The organism is Clostridium sp. CS001 (assembly GCF_020443565.1).
Taxonomy (GTDB): Bacteria; Bacillota; Clostridia; order Clostridiales; family Clostridiaceae; genus Clostridium_AD.
In genome coordinates this window covers 44879-65503 of record NZ_JAIZZN010000015.1, presented here as the reverse complement: position 1 = coordinate 65503, position 20625 = coordinate 44879, and the positions used below count along the sequence as shown (strand labels likewise).

At 30.8% G+C, this 20625-nt stretch carries 14 protein-coding genes; 11 read left to right on the top strand and 3 right to left on the bottom strand.

Going from position 1 to position 20625, the window contains the following annotated elements:
• Nucleotides 1–50: 50 nt before the first annotated feature.
• Entirely contained in the window at nt 51–197 is a 147-nt protein-coding gene (locus LGK97_RS11520) for a small, acid-soluble spore protein, alpha/beta type (RefSeq protein ID WP_226259917.1), read from the bottom strand.
• Between the two features lie 168 nt (nt 198–365).
• Here LGK97_RS11520 and proC point away from each other — a divergent pair, with 168 nt between their 5' ends.
• The 7 genes from proC to LGK97_RS11485 all read left to right on the top strand — a co-directional run bounded on the left by proC (nt 366) and on the right by LGK97_RS11485 (nt 7081).
• Nucleotides 366–1175 carry a pyrroline-5-carboxylate reductase gene (gene proC, locus LGK97_RS11515; protein ID WP_226259916.1) on the top strand — a complete coding sequence of 270 codons (810 nt, stop codon included), beginning with the start codon at nt 366–368 and terminating at the stop codon, nt 1173–1175.
• A 156-nt stretch (nt 1176–1331) separates the two neighbouring features.
• Nucleotides 1332–2573, top strand: coding sequence for a hypothetical protein (locus tag LGK97_RS11510; RefSeq protein WP_226259915.1), 1242 nt, complete (start codon nt 1332–1334; stop codon nt 2571–2573).
• A 144-nt stretch (nt 2574–2717) separates the two neighbouring features.
• Nucleotides 2718–3443: an ABC transporter ATP-binding protein gene (locus LGK97_RS11505; RefSeq protein ID WP_226259914.1), complete on the top strand. Its 726-nt coding sequence runs from the start codon at nt 2718–2720 to the stop codon at nt 3441–3443.
• On the top strand, nt 3430–4182 hold the full coding sequence (locus LGK97_RS11500; protein ID WP_226259913.1) for an ABC transporter permease: 753 nt from the start codon (nt 3430–3432) through the stop codon (nt 4180–4182). Before LGK97_RS11505 ends, LGK97_RS11500 begins: the two co-directional genes overlap by 14 nt.
• Nucleotides 4183–4235: 53 nt before the next feature.
• Nucleotides 4236–5672, top strand: coding sequence for a sensor histidine kinase (locus LGK97_RS11495; protein ID WP_226259912.1), 1437 nt, complete (start codon nt 4236–4238; stop codon nt 5670–5672).
• A 15-nt stretch (nt 5673–5687) separates the two neighbouring features.
• Nucleotides 5688–6383 (top strand): response regulator transcription factor, encoded by a 696-nt coding sequence (locus LGK97_RS11490; protein ID WP_226259911.1) that lies wholly within the window; start codon nt 5688–5690, stop codon nt 6381–6383.
• A gap of 425 nt (nt 6384–6808) precedes the next feature.
• Complete coding sequence (locus LGK97_RS11485; RefSeq protein WP_226259910.1) at nt 6809–7081, top strand: hypothetical protein; 273 nt, start codon at nt 6809–6811, stop codon at nt 7079–7081.
• Nucleotides 7082–7160: 79 nt separating this feature from the next.
• Here LGK97_RS11485 and LGK97_RS11480 read toward each other — a convergent pair whose 3' ends face one another.
• Nucleotides 7161–8279 (bottom strand): HD-GYP domain-containing protein, encoded by a 1119-nt coding sequence (locus LGK97_RS11480; protein ID WP_226259909.1) that lies wholly within the window; start codon nt 8277–8279, stop codon nt 7161–7163.
• Between the two features lie 286 nt (nt 8280–8565).
• On the opposite strand from LGK97_RS11480, the gene LGK97_RS11475 reads away from it, so the two are divergent.
• Both LGK97_RS11475 and LGK97_RS11470 read left to right on the top strand, forming a co-directional pair.
• Entirely contained in the window at nt 8566–9894 is a 1329-nt protein-coding gene (locus LGK97_RS11475) for a CapA family protein (protein WP_226259908.1), read from the top strand.
• Nucleotides 9895–10069: 175 nt separating this feature from the next.
• A complete protein-coding gene (locus tag LGK97_RS11470; protein WP_226259907.1) occupies nt 10070–10933 on the top strand; it encodes a methionyl aminopeptidase in 864 nt (287 codons plus the stop codon).
• Nucleotides 10934–11015: 82 nt separating this feature from the next.
• On the opposite strand, the gene LGK97_RS11465 is transcribed toward LGK97_RS11470, so the two are convergent.
• Nucleotides 11016–11360 (bottom strand): protease inhibitor I42 family protein, encoded by a 345-nt coding sequence (locus tag LGK97_RS11465; RefSeq protein WP_226259906.1) that lies wholly within the window; start codon nt 11358–11360, stop codon nt 11016–11018.
• Nucleotides 11361–11762: 402 nt separating this feature from the next.
• Between LGK97_RS11465 and LGK97_RS11460 the strand changes: the two genes are divergently transcribed.
• Nucleotides 11763–17201, top strand: a complete 5439-nt coding sequence (locus tag LGK97_RS11460; protein WP_226259905.1) for a diguanylate cyclase — start codon at nt 11763–11765, stop codon at nt 17199–17201.
• Between the two features lie 336 nt (nt 17202–17537).
• The gene (locus LGK97_RS11455; protein ID WP_226259904.1) at nt 17538–20468 is read left to right on the top strand and encodes an insulinase family protein; all 2931 of its coding nucleotides are present in this window, start codon (nt 17538–17540) and stop codon (nt 20466–20468) included.
• The last annotated feature ends 157 nt before the right edge of the window (nt 20469–20625 follow it).

Genomic DNA, 20625 nt, shown 5'->3' with positions numbered 1-20625 from the left:
AAATATAGCAAAGGGAGATATCTTCGGATATCTCCCTTTTATGGTGTAATCTATGTAGTTTCTTTTCCTAATTTCTTGGATTCCCTAGAAACTCCTATTTCATTTGCAGTTTCCATTTTCATTTTATCTAATTCTTTTTTTGTCTTTTGACCTGCCTTTTTATTGTCTTTGCTATTTTTGTTATTTTTATGTGACATTAATTATTCCTCCTCAAACTAGTTGATATTTAACGATAAAGATAGTATTCCATATTAATATAACCAAATTTTAAAATTCTATAACTATAACACGAACTCGTTACTTATTTGACTAAGCCTTTAGTGATATAATTATATTTAAAATGGACACTTAGGAGGAAAAATTATATGAATAAAACAATAGGATTTATAGGTTGTGGCAATATGGCGCAGGCAATGATAGGTGGAATAGTAAAATCAAATTTAGTTTCTAGTGAAAAGGTAATGGCAAGCAATCCATCAGATAAGAATTTAAATAAAGTAAAAGAAAAGTATAATATTTTAGTGACGGGCGATAATAAGGAAGTTGCAAAGTTTTCTGATATAGTAATACTTGCTGTAAAGCCTTATAAGTACTTTGAAGTTATTGATGAGATAAAACCTTATTTAAAGAAGGATGTAGTTATAGTAACTATAGCAGCAGGGATAACTCTTGATCATATGATTAATGAGTTGGATGATTCTGCAAAAATTATTCGAACTATGCCAAACACTCCAGCTCTTGTAGGAGAAGGCATGAGTGCACTTTGTGCTAATAAAAATGTATCTAAAGAAGAATTAGAACAGGTAACAAAGGTTTTTGAAAGCTTCGGCAAGGTAGAAATATTAGAGGAAAAGCTTATTGATATAGTTCCAGCAGTAAGTGGCTCATCTCCAGCTTATGTGTATATGTTTATCGAAGCATTAGCTGATGGTGCAGTACTTCAAGGAATGCCAAGGCAAAAGGCTTATAAAATGGCAGCGCAAGCGGTGCTAGGCGCAGCTAAAATGGTACTTGAAACTGGCGAGCACCCAGGAAAACTTAAAGATGACGTATGTTCACCAGGGGGAACTACCATAGAAGCAGTATACACTCTAGAAAAGAATAATTTTAGAGCTGCTGTAATTTCAGCCATGGAGAGTTGTACTGACAAGGCAATTAAAATGGGAAAAAGATAAGAGATCTCTAAATAAAGTTTATACTTTGTTTATAATTTGTTTATAGAAAGTAGAGAGTTGTACCCTAAAATTGAATTATGGAAGACTTTCATGTTCAAAGATAGTTTTTAAATTTAAAGATAGAAAGCAAATTCAAAACAAAGGGGAGATTTCAAAATGAAATTCAATAAGAAAAGCAAAATAATCATAAGTCTTGCACTAGGGACTGTAATGTTTACAACTACAGCTATTGCACAGGTAATATCTAAAAGCGGGTATGATCAGCTTAAAGATTCCGTAAAATACACAGCAGAGGCTTGCACTACTAATCTTTCAAGCTATACTGTTGATATGTCAATTGATGTAAAGGATAATGGAGCTGTTATTTGTTCACAGAATGATATTACTAAATTTGATGTATCAAACCAAACTAAGGAAAGTGTTACAACCACAATAGAAGGTGGAACTAAGAAAGAAGGTTATTGGTACTCCGACAAAAATAGTTATATAAGCAAAAATAGCGGCGATGACGTTTATTATAACACACAATATGAAAGTCCACGTGAAACTGTAGTACCTAGCAATCCTTTTAAAGAAAAAGGAGCTACGGATATGGAGAAAATAGCAGATGCTATTGTAGGTAGCTTAAAAGATGCTGTTGTAGTTACTGAAAATAAAGATGGAAGTAAGATTTTATCTGGTAAGTTAAGTGAATTTCAAATACCAGCACTTATTAATGCAGTGGTATCACTTCAATCTAAAAATGAATTTGGCAATGACTATAATAATGAAAGTGTAATGCCAAAGATAACAAAAGATGTATTTGTAAAAGAAATTACAGGTAACATGGTAACAACCAAAGAAGGGCTTATTGAAAGTGTTTTGGGTAGTGGAGTTCTTGTTGGCACAGAAGAAAGTGGAAAAGAGCATAGTTTAAGCTTTGAAATACTTGTAAAGATAACCAATGTTAACTTAACTAAGATAAATAAACCTGACCTTACTGGTAAGAAAGTAGAAAAAAATATAGAAAAGGATCATAGTACAATATCAAGTCCTGAAAAATTTATAGGAAAATACAAAAGTGATATGATAATAGAAAAGAACGGAAAGTTTGAAAAAATCGGTGAAAGTTTTGTTGATATTACTACTATAGACGGCAAAAGTGTTAGTGGAAGACATTACGAGGAATATGTAAAGGGATATGAAGAATACGCTACAAATAAAAAGGACTTTAAATTTAATGCAAAATTTGAACAAGACCAGTTTAATGGACAATTCACTTCAGATAGTGCCTCAAAAGATATTGTTAAAGGGCATATATCTATAGATCAATATTCAGCAAAAGTATACTTTAACGTAGATAGAAACAGAAGTTCAAATATAATGCTTGATGGTCAATACAATAAAGTATTTAATTAATAACAAATAAACTATGGTTAGGGACTCTATAGATTTAATTAACTTAAGAGTTCCTAACTTATTAATATGAAAACAACAAAATTTTATTATATAGTAATTATTGAAAAACTTATTAATAATATAAACAGGATTTGGGGGTACAAAATGGAGAAAGTTATCGAAATTAAAAATCTTTCTAAGATATATAAAAATGGTAGAGGTATAACAGACATTAATCTTGATATACATAAAGGTGAAATTTTTGGATTTTTAGGACCAAATGGTGCAGGTAAGACTACTGCTATGAAAGTTATGACGGGACTTATAAAGCCAGACAGTGGAGATGTTAAGATTTTAGGACATAGTATTTCAGAGGATTATCAAGAGGCCATGAGAAAAGTGGGTTGCATTATTGAAACTGCAGAATCTTATCTTTACTTAACAGCCTTTGAGAATTTAAAACAGGTGGCAAGGTATTATAAGGATGTTGACAAGGAAAGAATTCACGAAGTTTTAGAATTAACAGGACTTTTAAAGTACAAAGATGAGAAACCAAGAAAGTTTTCCCTTGGAATGAAGCAAAGGCTAGGTATAGCTGCTGCAATCTTATCAAGACCTGAAGTGATTATTTTGGACGAACCCTTAAATGGACTTGATGTTGAGGGAATGATTACTATGAGAAATATAATAAAAACTTTAGCGGAAAAAGAGAATACTACATTTTTTATATCAAGTCATCTTATACACGATGTTGAATTAACCTGTACAAATATTGGTGTATTATACGATGGTAAAATGCTAAATGTGGATACCATGAAAAACATATTAAATAACTATGCAACCCTTGAAAATTATTTTGTTAGCGAGGTAGAGAGAAATGGTAGAATTTAAAGCTGCATTAATAAATGAAATAGAAAAGCTATATAAAAGGAAGAAAATCTTAGTTGCAGTGGTTATATCACTTATTTTCATCATAGTAGGACAGTTATCAATGGTAGTGTTAAGAACTGGATTTGGAATTCGCGGAGTCTCTAGTATGGATTTTCCTATACTTGTACTTTCTGTAGTTGTGAATACCATTTTACCACTATTTACTGCACTTGTTACTATTGAAAGTTTCTCTGGTGAGTATTCACAAAACACTATGAAGATTGCACTTACAAGGCCTATTTCAAGGCTAAAGTTTTTTACTGCAAAGATAACTGCAATTATGTTATTTATACTTAGTAACCTTTTATTTGTCATGGTTTTTTCAATAATAGCTGGTTGCCTTTTTAATGTAAATTCTTTTGCACTTAAAGGAGTTATTAAAATATTAGTTGCATATAGTGTAACATTAATGCCTATGATGGCCCTAGCCATTATTATTGCATTTTTTACAAAGATAATTAGAAGTGGAATTGGAGTATTCTTCTTGTCTATTTTTATGTTTGTTACCTTCAAAGGGCTAGGAATTGTTTTTTATAGATACTCTGGAATATTTATTACTAGTATGCTTAACTGGTACACGCTATTTCTTATGGATACTATTCCTACATTTAAAATCTTCCTTCAGCTTATGATGATGCTTAGTTATGGTATAATATTTTTTACAGCAGGATATTATGTGTTTGATAAAAAGGAATTCTAGGAGTATTTTAATCTAGTGCTTAAGATAACTTAATTAATTTTTGAGGTGAAAAAATGAATATAAAAAAACGATTAATCATGTCCAATAGTATAACTATAGCAATTCCTTTTCTAATTACACTTATAGCGTCATTTATATTCATTTTTGTTTCCTCAACAATTTTAAATAAAAGTGTAGGGTATGACAGTTTCCAAAAGGTTATACTTGTAAAAACCGAGTTATCTAATACTAAAAGTGCTATATGGAAACAAAAATCTGGGGATATGGAAGACCCTCAGTTTCAACAATACTTGTACCAAAGACTCTTTAACATAGATGGAGAACTTATAATCCTAAAAGGTAGCAATGTTATTTTCGCTTCCAAAGATATAAGTAAGATAGATATAGAAAAATGTCTATTAGACGCTAACTCTAAGTTTCAAAAGAAACTAGTAAAAATAGATACCGTAGCTTATATGATAGAAGTGGCACAAGTTAGGTTTAAGGATCAAACTACGGGAAATGTAATACTCATGGCACCAACCTATGAGTATTCGGACATGCTTCAAATTTTTATTGTATTTGTTGTGGGGGTATTCTTTATAACCTTTATAGCAGTTAATATATTTATGTCTTATCTGCTTTCAAAAAGAATAATAAAACCACTGTCACTTTTAAAAACAGCAGTAAGAGATATTAGTAAAGGTGATTTAAACCTAGAAATTATAGAAGTTGGAGATAAAGAGATTAGGGAACTATGTGCTGATTTTGAAAAGATGCGGGTTCAACTTAAGGATTCAATTAATTTGAAAATGAAGTATGATGATAATAGGACAATGCTAGTATCTAGTATATCTCATGATCTTAAAACACCAATAACCTCAATAAGGGGTTATGTTAAGGGGATTTTAGATGGTGTTGCAAACACTCCTGAAAAGATGGAACGCTACTTAAAAACTGTTTATTCTAAAACAGAACAAATGGATGTCATGATTGATGATTTACTTTTATACTCGAAACTGGATTTAAGTCAACTTCCCTTTAATTTTGAAAAAACTGATATTATAGATTATTTTAATTTCTGTATTCATGAAAGTGCGTTAGAACTTGAAAAATCTAATATAAAGATATCTTTAAATAATAATTTAGAAGGATTAAGATACGTTAAGATTGATAAGGAAAGACTTATGAGGGTTATACTAAACATTATTGACAACTCTCGTAAATATATGGATAAGGAGCAAGGGGAGATTATTATAATGCTAAGAGAAACTAATTCTAGTATTATAATTGAGATAAGGGACAATGGTTCTGGTATTGACAAAGATGATGTAAATAAAATCTTTGACAGATTTTATAGAGAGGATTCTGCAAGAAGTGAAGCAAGTGGAAGTGGCCTAGGACTTGCTATTGCAAAACAAATAGTAGAGGGACACAAAGGCACAATATGGGCTGTAAGCCATGAAGACCAAGGCACAAGCATTTTGATATCTCTTGGAAAAATATCATAAGAGTGGGGGCGTATTATGAAAAAGATTTTAATAGTTGAAGATGATTTGAGTATTGCTGAACTTGAAAAGGACTATTTGGAGCTTGAGGGATTTGAAGTTGAAATATGTAACAATGGAGTAGCTGGTTTAAATGCTCTAAAAACGAATGAGTATGATCTTTTAATTCTTGATGTTATGCTTCCTAAAATTGATGGGTTCACTATTTTGCGTAGCATAAGAGAGGAAAAGGATATTCCAGTTTTATTGGTTTCTGCAAAAAAAGAAGATATTGATAAGATAAAAGGCTTAAGCCTTGGTGCAGATGATTACATCACAAAGCCTTTCAATCCAAGTGAACTAGTTGCTAGAGTTAAGTCACATATTCGAAATTATGAAAGAATAAAAAGTAAGTTTAAAGAAAATGTTAAAAATGATACCATCATAATAAGAGGGCTAGAAATAAACAAGGATTCAAGACAGGTATTTGTAAATGGAGTTGAAGTAAGTTTGCCTCAAAAGGAATTTGACTTATTACTTCATCTAGCAGAGAACCCCAATAGAGTATTCAGCAAAGACGAGTTATTTGAAAAGGTTTGGGGATTTGACGCTATTACAGACAATGCTACTGTTACAGTACATATTTGTAGGGTTAGAGAGAAAATTGAGATTTCTACATCTGAACCTCAATATATTGAAACCGTGTGGGGAGCGGGATACAAGCTTAGAGTATAAAACATACTCTAAGCTTGTATTTTTGTAGCCGTTATAATCTATTAAGTATTACTAATAATGAGTATTATAAATAACATAAATTAGTTGTAATAAAAGGAACATACTAAGCATATATATTTATTATAAGAGAGATTGTCCATCCATAGAACTGGAAGGTTTTCCTTGTGAGATAAGTTAATTTTGTAAAATCTATTGACTTACGAACATATGTTCTATATAATAAGAATATAGAATATTGAGGATAAAAATACCTGTAAAGTATTTGCAAACATATATTATCAAAAGGTGTATTATGCCGTAGTACATAGCAGCTTGAGTTACAGCTAAACTGAATTTTAGTTACCACATTAGTGGATTATTAAAAAGCTACGCTAGTAGATTATTAAAAGCTACGCTAGTAGATTATTAAACTGGGGGTAAAGCAAATGGAAACAAAAGATTTATTGGTTAAGATTAACTACAGACAGGAAGGTAACGACAGTTTAGCAATAACTTATACGCAAAGTACTGATAAGGATAATCATCCTTCTAAGTATTTAATTTGTGGAGGAATGTACAATAGAAATGGTGGAACTATAACCTTTAAAGCTAAGAACATAGAAGAAGCTACAGAGATAGCCAATAATAACTTAGTATCTAAAGCAAGTAAGAACAAATATGAGTATCTTAAAAGCGATTACATAGTTAGTAGTATATAGAAAATGGAGTTAGCTAATCCGCCTTAGTGGATTTTAATATAAAAGGATATTCCGATATTTTGGAATATCCTTTATGACGTTATATATCAAATTCTACATTTTGGATTACTATACCAAGATGTTTTATTAATGAAACATTAGTCCCAACTTCTTTCGAATTATTAGCGAGTCCTTTTTTTATAACTTTAACCTGTGGTCTTAAGGCAAGATTAGGAAACACATCTGTTACCACAGCGATCTCGCCAGTATTTAGTCTTACCAGAGTTCCGGGCGGATAAGGGACAACTGCCTTGGCAAATACTTTAACCATTTCAAAATCAAACTGAGTATCGCCATGGGAAAAGATATATTCTACAGCATCATTAGGGCTCATAGCTTTCCTATAAGGTCTATCAGAAGTAAGTGCATCATACACATCTGCAATAGCAACAATTCTAGCGAATCTGTTTATAGAAATATCCTTTAAGTTATCTGGATAACCTGTTCCATTTACTTTTTCATGATGTTGAAGTGCAATAATTCTAGAAGGAGCTGATATTTCCAAGCATCCCTTTAAATAATCATAACCTTTTGTAGTATGCATCTTCATAATCCTAAATTCTTCATCAGTTAACGGACCAGGTTTTAATGCTATATCTTTTGGAATAAGCACTTTCCCTATATCATGTATCAATGCGCCCATGCATAAAGTGTAAAGTTCATTTTGATTTAGTTGCAATTGAACACCTAGTACTAGGGAAATTACAGCAACATTAACACTATGTTGATAAGTATAATTATCTAAACTCTTAATATCTACTAGATTAATCATTACATTTTTTTTGCTTATAATTTCGTCAATTATATCTTTGGCAATGCTTCCTATAGATTCAAAATAAGATTGTTTTTCCTTAGCAAATTTTTTTTCATTAAAACTTGCACTGCTGGAGTATTGACTATATTTTTCAAAGCTATAGAATGTTTCTTTTATAGCTTTTATAGCAGTTTGGCGTAGTTCAGGTTTTATTACATCTTCAATTATAGTTTCACTATATTCATCATTAATATATATAGAAAATATTTGCAGACGTTTGATTCTTATTAAAAAAGCGTCAGTTAACGCAACACCTTCTCTTAACAGAACTCTTCCATCATCATCAAATATAGTCTTAGCTAAACAATCTCCTGGTTTAGCAACTTCGATTGGTACAAGTCTCATAATTACATCCCACCCCAATATGAACAACATAAAATATAGAATTCAAAATATTCACTTATGATATATTTTACAGTATAAAGGGGAAAAATAATACCATTAGTTATTAAAAATGTAATAAAGTTATACTTTGCAATATATTATATGGTTTGATGGCATAATATGTATAATTATCTTAAGAAAAATAGGAGAAAGTGTATTTGGAATTATAATTATTTATATACATAAAATGGTATAATTGTCTTTGTACTTAATTTCTCTTAATTAATATGTAAAGTGGTGATGTAGTATGAAGAAATCTATTAAAGCTCTAATAATTATATGTATATGTTTAGCTGTACTTATCTGGACAATGATTATTAACATACAAGGTGATAATTATAAAAATGGACAAAAGCAAGAAAGTATAAATAGCCTGCAAGGTAAAAATAATTTGCCTGTTAAAGAGAGCATATCAATTAAAGAAGATTTGCAGTTAACGGAAAACCCAAATTATATGGAAGCTAGCGTTGTAGCTGTAGGAGATATAATAGTCCATGAGGATCAGCTTAAAGCACAACTTAATGCGAATACAGGGGAATATAATTTTAATAATAATTTTAAGTATGTAAAAGACCATATAAAAGCTGCAGATATAGCTCTTGCAAACCTAGAGACTACTTTAGCTGGAGAAAATCAGAAGTACACAGGATATCCACGGTTTAACTCTCCTAGTAGTATTGTTGATGCAGCAAAGGATTGTGGCTTTGATGTATTATCTACAGTTAATAACCATACGATTGATAGCGGAAGTCTCGGTGTTTTCAGTACTATAACAGAAATTCAAAAAAGGAACCTTAAGGTAGTTGGTACACGGAAAAGTGTAGGTGAAAAACCTTATATAATAGAAGATGTGAAGGGTATAAAGGTAGGGATTATAAGCTACAGCTACGAAACCCCAAGAAAGGGGAAAAACAAGACTTTGAATGCACTAGAAATTCCTAGTGATGTGGTAAACTTATTAAATACTTTTAGCTATGAATACATCAAAGAAGATTTAAATAAAATTAAAACGCAAATTGATGAAATGAAAAGCCAGGGTGCAGAAGCAATTATATTTATTATTCATTGGGGGAACGAATTTGAAAGAAAGCCTAATGTGCATCAAAAGAGTATCGCAAGTGAATTGTGCGATTATGGTGTGGATGTTATCTTAGGAAGTCATCCGCATGTTATTCAACCCATTGAATTTATAACCTCTAAAGAAACTGGTAAAAAGTCCTTGGTAGTGTACTCTATGGGGAACTTCATTTCAAATCAGCAATACGAAAGAACTAACAATAGATATACTGAGGATGGTCTTATAGTTAACATACAGATTAGAAAAAATAAGACCTCTAAGGAGATTACAATAAGTGAAGTATCTTATATCCCAACTTGGGTACATAAATATAGTGATGATAATAAGTTGGTTTATGAAATTGTACCATTAACTGATGCATTAGAAAGTAAAGGTCAATATAATCTTAATGAAGAGGTGGAGGTATGGAGAGCTGAAAATTCTGAGAAGAGCACAAGAGTGCTAATGGGTGAAGATAGTAGTATAATAGAAAGAGCTACTAAACAGGTCATAAATTAGATATGTGCTTAATACCGAAAGATTTATGACGATTATCCTTAAGTAATTTACAAAAAACATGAAAATAAGTTTTAATACTTGAAATTATAAACTATAATAAGAGATGAAAATATCAAGCATAGCTGAACTTTAACTATAATTGATTTTTAGAATAACTTTAATTGGAGGAAACAAAATGAGCATATTATCACGCAATGATATTTGTTGGTGTGGCAGTGGGAAGAAGTACAAGAAGTGTCATATGGACCAAGATATATTCATAGGAAACTTAGAGAAAAAGGTAGGATACAAAATACCTAGAGATATTATGAAAACAGAGGAACAAATAGATGGGATTAGAAAGAGTTGTAAACTAACTCATGAGATACTTGATATGGTTTCAGATAGGATAAAAGCTGGAGTAACTACAAATGATATAAATACTTGGGTACACGAATATACTGTTGAACATAATGCATATCCAGCACCGCTTGGCTATTCAGGGTTTCCGAAAAGCGTATGTACATCAATAAATGATGTAATATGTCATGGTATACCTGACGACACTGTTTTAAAAGATGGTGATATAGTTAATGTGGATGTGACTTGCATATTAGAAGGCTATTATGGAGATGCCAATAGAATGTATATAATAGGAGAAGCTTCCAAGGAAGCCATAGACCTAGTGCGCATATCAAAAGAGTGTCTAGAAAAGGGTATAGAACAAGTTAAACCCTACAATACACTTGGAGATATAGGTAATGCTATTCAGGAGCATGCAGAAAGCCATGGATACTCTGTAGTATATGATTATGGTGGGCATGGTGTTGGATTAGAATTCCATGAAGAACCCTTTGTACCCCATATAGGCAAGAAGGGAGAAGGCATGATATTGCTTCCTAACATGACTTTTACTATTGAACCTATGATTAACATAGGTAGCCCAGATAGTGATGTGTTAGAGGATGATTGGACGGCAGTTACAGTAGATGGATCATTATCATCTCAATGGGAGCATACTATACGTGTTACTGAAACTGGATATGAAATACTAACTTAATGTTATATATAGTTCCATAAACTTTATGAATAATATTTTAAAATAAAAGCCCTAAGTCATAACCTAGGGCTTTTATTTTGAATTACTCGACTTTCACTATATATATATATTCATCTATAGGAAAAGGATCGCTTTTCCAGCTATTATAATAAGAGAAGTGTATTTTACATTCACCAAGTTTCAAGCATCTAAATATCCAAATAACTTGGAGACTTCCTCCTATTATGTTTGGTTTGTTAAAGTCAAAGACTTCTTTTTCTTCTAAAGAAACAACTGAGGAATCTGAGATTGTATGGTGCCAACAATATCCAGTGGAAGGGGACTCAGTGAGTTCGATAAGCATATGATTATGGTTAGGGATTAAATTTATAAACTTATGGTTCAAAATAAGAGTATTTAGTTTAAGCTTTTCATATTCTTGATTCAAACAATCACCATCCTTAAGATATCTATATAGGAAGTAAGTCACTAAATTTCATAATTTAAGCGACATAAGACAACATATTATAGGTATACGTTACAATTATTACTATTGTTTCTCAAATCCGTTTTTTTTATTCATGCAACAAGATTATTGTAATCGTTGCCTTAGTAGTGATATTTGATATTTCATAAAAAAAATCTATATAGACTATAATAGTTTGGTATAATGATATATAAGTGCAAAAATTTAAAACATTATAATAAATGTAATAATATGGTATACATTTTAGGAAATTCATGATACTATTTAAAAAAGCATTATATTTTTTAATATATTCTAAATCGAGACATTAAATAAGTACTTAAAGAAAATGAAAATTTAATTGATATTTGAGGACGTGATTATATGGAAATTATTAATAACAGATATAGAATAGTGAGATGCATAAAACAAAATAGGATAGTTTCCAGTTATGTAGTAAATGACATAATGAAAAATTACGATACACTTCAATTAAATATTCTTAATTTAGAATATATACAAAAGGATTTAATAGAATTTTATACAAAAGAGTTTGCTAGTTTAACAAATATAGTATGTCAAAACATAACATCAGTATATGAGTTTTCTTTAATTAATCTTTTAGACAATAAGAAGTTGAATGATAAGGTTTACTTTTACACAACCGAGTACGTTCAAAATAGTCTTAATATTTTGGATATGGTTACTGGTATGCAAGTTGAAGAATTATTAGATTTGTTTATAGAAGCTTGCAAAGGCATAAATTACCTCCATTTAAAAGGTGTTATTTATGGTGAGGTTAATTTGGCTAATATAATAGTTGATGACGGAGATGCTAGTAATGAGAAGTGTATTAAGTTTAAGGATATTCCAACAGTGCAGCTTGAAAAACAGGATTTTTGGAAGGTGCAAGATAGTCAAGAGTACTTTAAGGCACCGGAGATATTAGAAGGAAGTAAAGTTAGTGTTCTTAGTGATATTTACTCTCTAGGTATGCTACTCTTTGTTTTATATATGAAAAGTAAGAATAGTAATTATGTTATTGGTGAAGAAGTTGAGAGTCTTGATGATTATAAGCTTCAAGAGATATTTAAAGGCAATGAGGGTTTTGATGAAAGAATAAAAAGTATTATTGAAAAAATGATTAATAGCGATACTTCAAAAAGATACGAAAGTATTTCAGATTTAGTAACGGATATAAATATTTTTTTTCATAAGGAATACACTTCACATAGAAATGAAGAAATTGAAAAATTGAATTTTAACTTAAAAATTATAGGTAGAGATGAAGAAATCATGAAGGTTATTGATACCTATGAATCTATTAAAGATAAAAACCATTATAATTCTACTATTTTAATTCATGGAGAAACTGGCATTGGTAAAACACGCTTTCTTAAGGAGATAAAGTATCTTTTTTCTATAAAGAAGGTAAGAACTTATAGTAGCTTTATATTAGATGCTTCAAGTAAAAATAGTGATAAGGCTTTTTTAGATATACTAAAGCAATTTATTTCTGAGTGTGAACCAGAAGTATTAGAAAGGTACGAGCAGGAGTTAGTGAAGTTTATACCAGAACTAGGTGGTAAAAAGAGTATAATGCCGTCTGAACCATTGAGTGGTGATAAAGAGAAGTTTAGACTTATTCACTCTGCAATGGGCTTTATTGAGGAGTGCATAAATAATACACCTATAGTTATAATTATCGATAACTTCCATTTAGCAGATGACTTTACAATAGAGCTTATAGAATATCTTATAAGAAAGAAGTCCCCAAATAAAAATATCATGGTAGTTATGTCTTATTGTGATGGGGAGTGTGTGTCAAATAAAAAGTTCCTAGAATTCATAAAAAATATAACACTTAGTAATGGTGTTACCAATTTATTCTTAGAAGAACTTGGTGAAATAGAAGTGGCTAAAATGGTTCAAGGACTCTTAAATATGCTTAATACGCCATATAAGCTTGCAGAAAGTGTATATGATAAAACCAAAGGCAATCCATTATTCGTGGAGGAAGTTATAAAGAGTCTTTATAATAAAGGATATATTTATATAGATAAAGATAAGGGATATTGGACTAAGGATTATGAATATTCTAAGTTTATAATTCCGTCAGATATGCATGAAGTACTTTTAAATCAAGTAAAAGGAATGGGGGAAGTTAGTTATAGTATTTTAAAAACAATATCTATTTTTAAAAGTGCCGTCTCTTTAGATATGATTGGTAACTTTGTTGAGGCGCCTTATGATAATTTAGATAAAGCCGTTAAGGTTTTCATTTCTTCTGGAATACTGTGTAAAAAAATTGAGGATAGAGGATTTGTGTTTGATTTTTATAATAAGTTTCTTAAAAGTCTTATATATGAAAAAATCACAGAGGAAGATTCTGCGGCAATGCACAAATTAGCTGCAAAGGTACTTGAAACTCAATATGCAGAGGGTGGAACAGAATATATTGAGGAATTAATTTACCACTTAGAGAAATCTAAACAAGTGCAAAAGATAATTCATTATTATGTTAAAAATGCTGAGAATATGAGAGTGCTAAAAAATAGAAGTGGTGCAATAAAGAACTTAACTAAGGCTGTAGCCATAATGGACTATTCAGTGGACCAAGTTAAGAATGTTAAGATTATAATAGATCTTGCAGACTTACATGAACAAGAGGGAAATATGGAAGTAGCTATAAATTACTATTTATCAATACAAAAATACAAGGAAGACACTGAGCTTTCCCAGTATATAATAGATAGCTTAATTAAAGTGGCATCAGTGTTCCTAAGTAAAAATGATATAGATAGCACTGTTTATTATATTGGACAAGCACAGCTTATGCTTGAAAAAGCAGATTATATTTTAGGTATGCTTAAAGCCCAAAGTATATTGGCCTCCATATGTGACAGAAATCAAGAGTATGAAAAGGTACAAGATATATGTAATAGATGTATAGGGATGTGTATTGGAGAATATGAAGAGCTAAAAGTTATGTTTTACAATCATAAGGGATTAGCCTACCTAAGAAGCGGTAGAACAGATGAAGCGTTGCTAGTTTTTGAAGAGAATATAATGCTATGCATTAAATATAATAATATTCCTATATTATTAAAATCCTTAAATAATATAGGTGTTATTTATGGAGACTACTATCAAGAAGAGGATAAAGCTCTAATGGTTTTTTTAGAACTTAAGGAATTATGTGAAAAGAATAATATGAGTAGTAGCGAAATAGGCGCATTGATAAATATAGGCGCAACATATTTTTCAAAAGAGCAGTATGAAATATCCTTGCAATATTTTATTGAGTCACTGGAAAAGTGCAGAAAGTATGAAGACGAGCGCAGTATCTTTTATTGTTATACATCCATGGCCAGTGTGTACTTAAATTTAGGTGATTACGGGAATGCCTATAAGTATTATGAGATTTGCAATAAAGAGCTGGGTAAGTACCCAAATCAAGGAAAGGATATAGGGGAATTCTACCTTCTGGCCTCAGAGCTAAACTATAGGTTAGGAGATTTAAATAAAGCAAATTTTTATATTAATGAAGCACTTAGCATATATGAATATGATGAATCTGTATTCAAATGGAGAGCGGAGATTTTAAATGAATATATAAAGTTTTATTTGTTAGTGGATGGTGGAAACCTAAGCCAGGTTATTGAAAAGATAATAACCATAGCTAGTAAGGTATCATCTATGAGCAGTAGACTAAATATATTATATGATGCAATAATATTTTTGCATGAAAATCGCAGGCAGGAGCTTATGCCACCTGTTTTTACTGAAGTTAATAAAATTAATATTGATATAAAGGATCGTAGGGTATACGTTAAGAAGCTATATATTGATGCAGTACTAGATAAAAAGAAAAATAGTAAGGCTTTAAGTAAGGTTTTAGAATACTCCAAAAGATATAAAGAGATAGACATAAGTTGGAAAGTAAATACTGAGATTGGAAATTGCTATTTAGATAAGAAAGATTACTTATATGCAGTAATTTACTACTTTGAAGCCTGTGGCATATTAAAAGATATAATCTTACAAGTACCGTTAGAATATAGATTAACCTATATGAAACAAAACAACGCATTGAAGCCTTTTAATAGGTTTATATGTATCAATAATTATTATAAGAGTAATAAGAATACTACGATGATAGCTGAAGAAGTTATTAGTGTTAATGATGAAAAAGAGTTATCATATTTATTAGAGCAGGTAAATCATAAGGATATTTTAAATAACAAGAATTTTATAAAGTCTGTCAAGAAGATATATTCATCTTCTCTTCATGAAGATATTCACGATATAAGTGATGTATTAGAAAACTTACAGTCAGATAATGCAAAAAACTTAGAGCTTATAATTGACTACTTATCTTATATAACCTTAGCAACTAGAGGTACCATTATTATAAGTGACAATGACCAAGAGTTTAGAGTTATTGCATCTAGTGATAGAAGATACGAACTACCACAGGGTGAAGAAGTATTATTCAAAGCGTTAAGTCGGGAACGTCCAGTTTTAGTAACGGATGGATATGTAGACACAAATATAAATGGAGATAGAAGCTATAGCCATAATACCTTGAAAGCATCTATTTGCATTCCAATTATTATGGAAGGTACCAATGAAAAAGATTATTTCAAAAATGAAAGAAAAAGAAGAAATGGAAGTAATCATGTTGTTGGATATGTATATATAGAATCCAATAGGGTATTAAATAATATTAACAAAGAAAGCATGAAAGATTGCTTAGAACTTAGTAAGGTTATAGGTATAATACTTGAAAAGTATAAGCTTAGGTTAAGTTCATCTATAGATAAACTTACAGGGACTCTTACTAGGAAATATCTAGAGGAGGCATTAGATGAGCAAATTGAGGTGTCTAGCAAGGCAGGAAGCAAATTCTCTCTTATAATGTATGATTTAGATCACTTTAAAATGGTGAATGATAAGTTTGGACATAGAACAGGGGATTATGCTTTGAAAAGAGTTTGTGATGTTGTAATGTCCAATATTAGAGAAACAGATATTGTAGGAAGATATGGTGGGGAAGAATTTATTGTTATCCTTCCCAATACAGACATTAATGACGCCGAGCATGTAGCTGAAAAACTCAGAAGTAAAATTGAACAAGAAAAGATACTTGATAATAGACCCATTACTGTAAGTTTGGGTGTTGCAGAGTTCCCCCTTCACGGTGAATGGCAAGATGAATTAGTTGAGAGAGTAGACCAAGCTCTTTATGTTGCAAAGCATCAGGGGAGGAATAGGTATGCTATATGGAATAGTGAGTTTTCTAAAAAGGCAAAAAGAACAGATAGGCTTACTGGAATAATATCTGGTAATGTAATACAAGACCATAGAAATGTACTTGCCATGATAGAGTTGATTGAGCTCATAAACATAGACAAAACAAGAGAAGATAAAATATATAATTTGCTAGGTAGAATTATAGAAATTACAGAAGCACAAAAGGGTATTTTGTTTATTCTAGATAATGATAATTGTTTAGAGAAATATTCAAGAAAAGTTTTCGAAAATCAATGGATAAATATAGAGACTTACAATAAAGACATAATACAATCTGTAACTAATAGCAAGCAGGGAGTATGTAAGATAGATTGGGACATAATAACTGAGTACGATACAGTTACAGGTGTGCCAAATTGGCAGTCAATCATGGTTATTCCACTGATAAGAGATGATGTTGTAAAAGGGATTTTATACTTAACTGAATCCACTCAGACAAAAGAGTTTGGGGTTGAGGATTTTAATTTTGCCAGTACACTAGGTAAGATAATAGTCCCAATATTATAGAATGAACCCCATGGCAAGTTAGCTGCTATGGGGTTTAATCACGGACATTTAACAACATAGCAGATGATGATTTAATTATAAAAATATTATTTGTATTTGGAACTCTTAGGACAACATGAATTTTGTTATTTATATAGTATAGGTAAATTAAAAGAGAGGGAAACTAGATATAGATAAAATCAGTTGTTTTGTTAATATTTTGGAGTATAATGGAAGTAGATAGGTAACCACCACTTAGAAGGTGATGAGGTTATATAAAATCAAACATTTAACCATATGAAAGATGATGCTTTAACGACATTTTAAACTTTTGATTAAATAAAGGGGAGGATAAATATGAAATTTACCATAGGAAGTATATATCATGGATTTAAGTTAACCCAGGAGAAAAATATAAAAGAGTTAAATTCAGTGACAAGATTATTTGAACATGAGAAAAGTGGTGCAAGGTTATTACATATAGAAAATGATGATGACAACAAGGTATTTTCTATAGGATTTAGGACACCACCTAAAAATAGTAATGGACTCCCACATATTCTTGAGCATTCAGTACTTTGTGGGTCTAGAAAGTTTCCAACAAAGGAGCCTTTTGTAGAGCTAATAAAAGGATCACTAAATACATTTTTAAATGCAATGACTTTTTCTGATAAAACTATATACCCTTTAGCCAGTAAAAATGAAAAAGACTTTTTTAATCTTATGGATGTATATTTAGATGCAGTTTTTTATCCAAACATATATTCGCAGCCAGAAATATTAATGCAAGAAGGTTGGCATTATGAGTTAGAAAATAAGGAAGACAAACTCACTTATAAAGGTGTAGTTTATAATGAAATGAAGGGTGCATTTTCTTCTCCAGAGGGTTGTCTTATGCGTAAGATTCAAGAATCCTTATTTCCAAACACTCCTTATGGCGTAGAATCTGGTGGAGATCCAGAGTTTATTCCAGATTTAACACAAGAAGAGTTTATAGAGTTTCATAAAAGATATTATCATCCATCAAATAGCTATATATTCCTATATGGGGATGGAAACATTGATAAGCAGCTACAATTTATTAACGAAGAGTATTTAAAGGCTTTTGATAGAATTGTAGTGGATTCAGCTATCAATCTTCAAAAACCTTTTAGCAGTATGAAAGAGGTTAAAGTAGAATATCCTATTTCTTGCGATGATGAAGAGAAAGATAAAACTTACTTAAGTATGAACTTTGTATCAGGGGATAATATTAGTAAGCCTGAGCTCCATTTAGCTTTTGAGATTTTAGAGTATTTGTTACTAGAAAGTGCTGCTGCCCCTTTGAAGAAAGCGCTTATAGATGCAAATCTTGGCAAGGATGTATTCGGAAGTTTTGATAATAGTATATTGCAACCAGTATTTAGTATAGTGGTGAAGAACTCAAATGAAAGTGAGAAAGAAAGATTTAAAGAAATTGTGTTTAAAACCTTAAAGGACTTAGTTAAAAATGGTTTAGATAAAAAATTAATAGAAGCTTGTATAAACATAACAGAGTTTAAATTAAGAGAAGCTGATTTAGGTGGATTTCCAAAAGGCTTGTTCTATTATATAACTAGTATGGATAGCTGGCTTTATGATAAAGACCCAATTATGCATTTAGAATATGAAGAATACTTGAGCAAAATAAAGGCAGCGCTAACCACTAATTATTTTGAAGACCTTATAGAGAAGTATTTAATAAATAATACTCATAGTTCTATGGTTATTTTGAATGGTAAGAAAGGTTTAGCAGAGCAAAAATCTAAGATTGTAGAAGAAAAACTAGAAAAATTCAAAAAGGGCCTTTCAGAAGATGAATTAAAGAATATTATGCAAGGAACAAAAGATCTTAAGGAAAGACAAATGACACCAGACAGCAAGGAAGTTCTTGAAACTATTCCACTACTAGAACTCTCAGATATTGAAGAGCAGGTAGAGCACTTACCTTTAAAAGAAAAAGAGGAGCAAGGAGTAAAGGTACTTTCTCATGATATATTTACTAATAAAATTGCATATATAAACATATTATTCGATGCTAAAAAAGTAGATATGGAACTGCTCCCTTATATAACACTACTATCAACAATGCTTGGAAGGGTAAACACAGAGAGTAATAATTATTCTGATTTATCCAATGAAATTAATATCCATACTGGAGGTATTCATTTTACTACAGATGTATATGGAGACAATGAAGATTACGAAAAATACAGCCCTAAATTTGTTATAAAGACTAAAGCTTTAGTACCAAAGCTACCTAAGTTATTTGAGATTATGGCAGAGATAATTAGTACTACTAAATTTGATGAAAAGAAACGTTTGAAAGAGTTAATCCAGCAATTAAAATCAAGACAGGAAATGAAAATTATAGATAGAGGACATATTACAGCGGCAGGAAGACTTACTTCTTACTTCTCACCGGCTTCAGCTTATATAGAAAAGACTTCAGGAATTGCCTTCTATAAGTTTATCGATGAAATTGAAAAAGACTTTGATAACAAGGCGGAAAAAATTATTGAAAACTTAAAGAAAGTGTCAAAACTTATATTTAACAAGGATAATATTATGGTAAGTGTTACAGGTGAAGAGGACATATATGCTGCATTTGCTATGGAGCTTCCAAAGATAGTAAATATATTAGGCGAAGAAAAATTGCCAGATGCACAATGTAACTTTGAGTTAAGCAAAAACAATGAAGCATTATTAACATCCTCAGATGTTCAATATGTAGCTAAAGGTTATAACTTCATTAAAAAAGGTTATGAGTACAAAGGACAGATGCTAGTGCTTAAAACTATAGCAAGCTTAGATTACCTATGGAATAGAGTACGTGTGCAAGGTGGCGCATATGGTGGCTTTGCAAACATAGTTAGAAGTGGAAACATAGTCTTTGTATCCTATCGTGATCCAAACGTTAAAGAAACTTTAACAGCTTACGACGGAATAGTGGATTATATAGGAACCTTTGAAGCCTCAGAAAGAGAAATGACTAAATACATTATAGGAACCATCAGTGAGCTTGATTCACCATTAACACCTTCCATGAAGGGTGAAAGAGCTACAGCATACTATATAAGAGGTATTTCTCAGGAGCAAAGACAAAAGGAAAGAAAAGAAGTATTAAGTACAAAGCCTGAAGACATTAAGTCCTTTAAAGCAATGCTTGCAGATATTACAAAAGAAAACTGTTATTGTGTTCTAGGAAATGAAAGCAAACTTAAAGATAATAAAGAAATATTTGATAACTTAGTGAACGTATTTAAATAATGAATGTATTTAAATAATAAGAAGGTGCCTTGTGGCACCTTTTTTAAAGCAATAATAGTGCTACCCACGTGGCAAGTGGCATCCATTAAAAGGTAAATAGGAATCAAGAGGTTTATATTAAATTTTCTGAAATATAGAAGATAAACACAAGTATTTG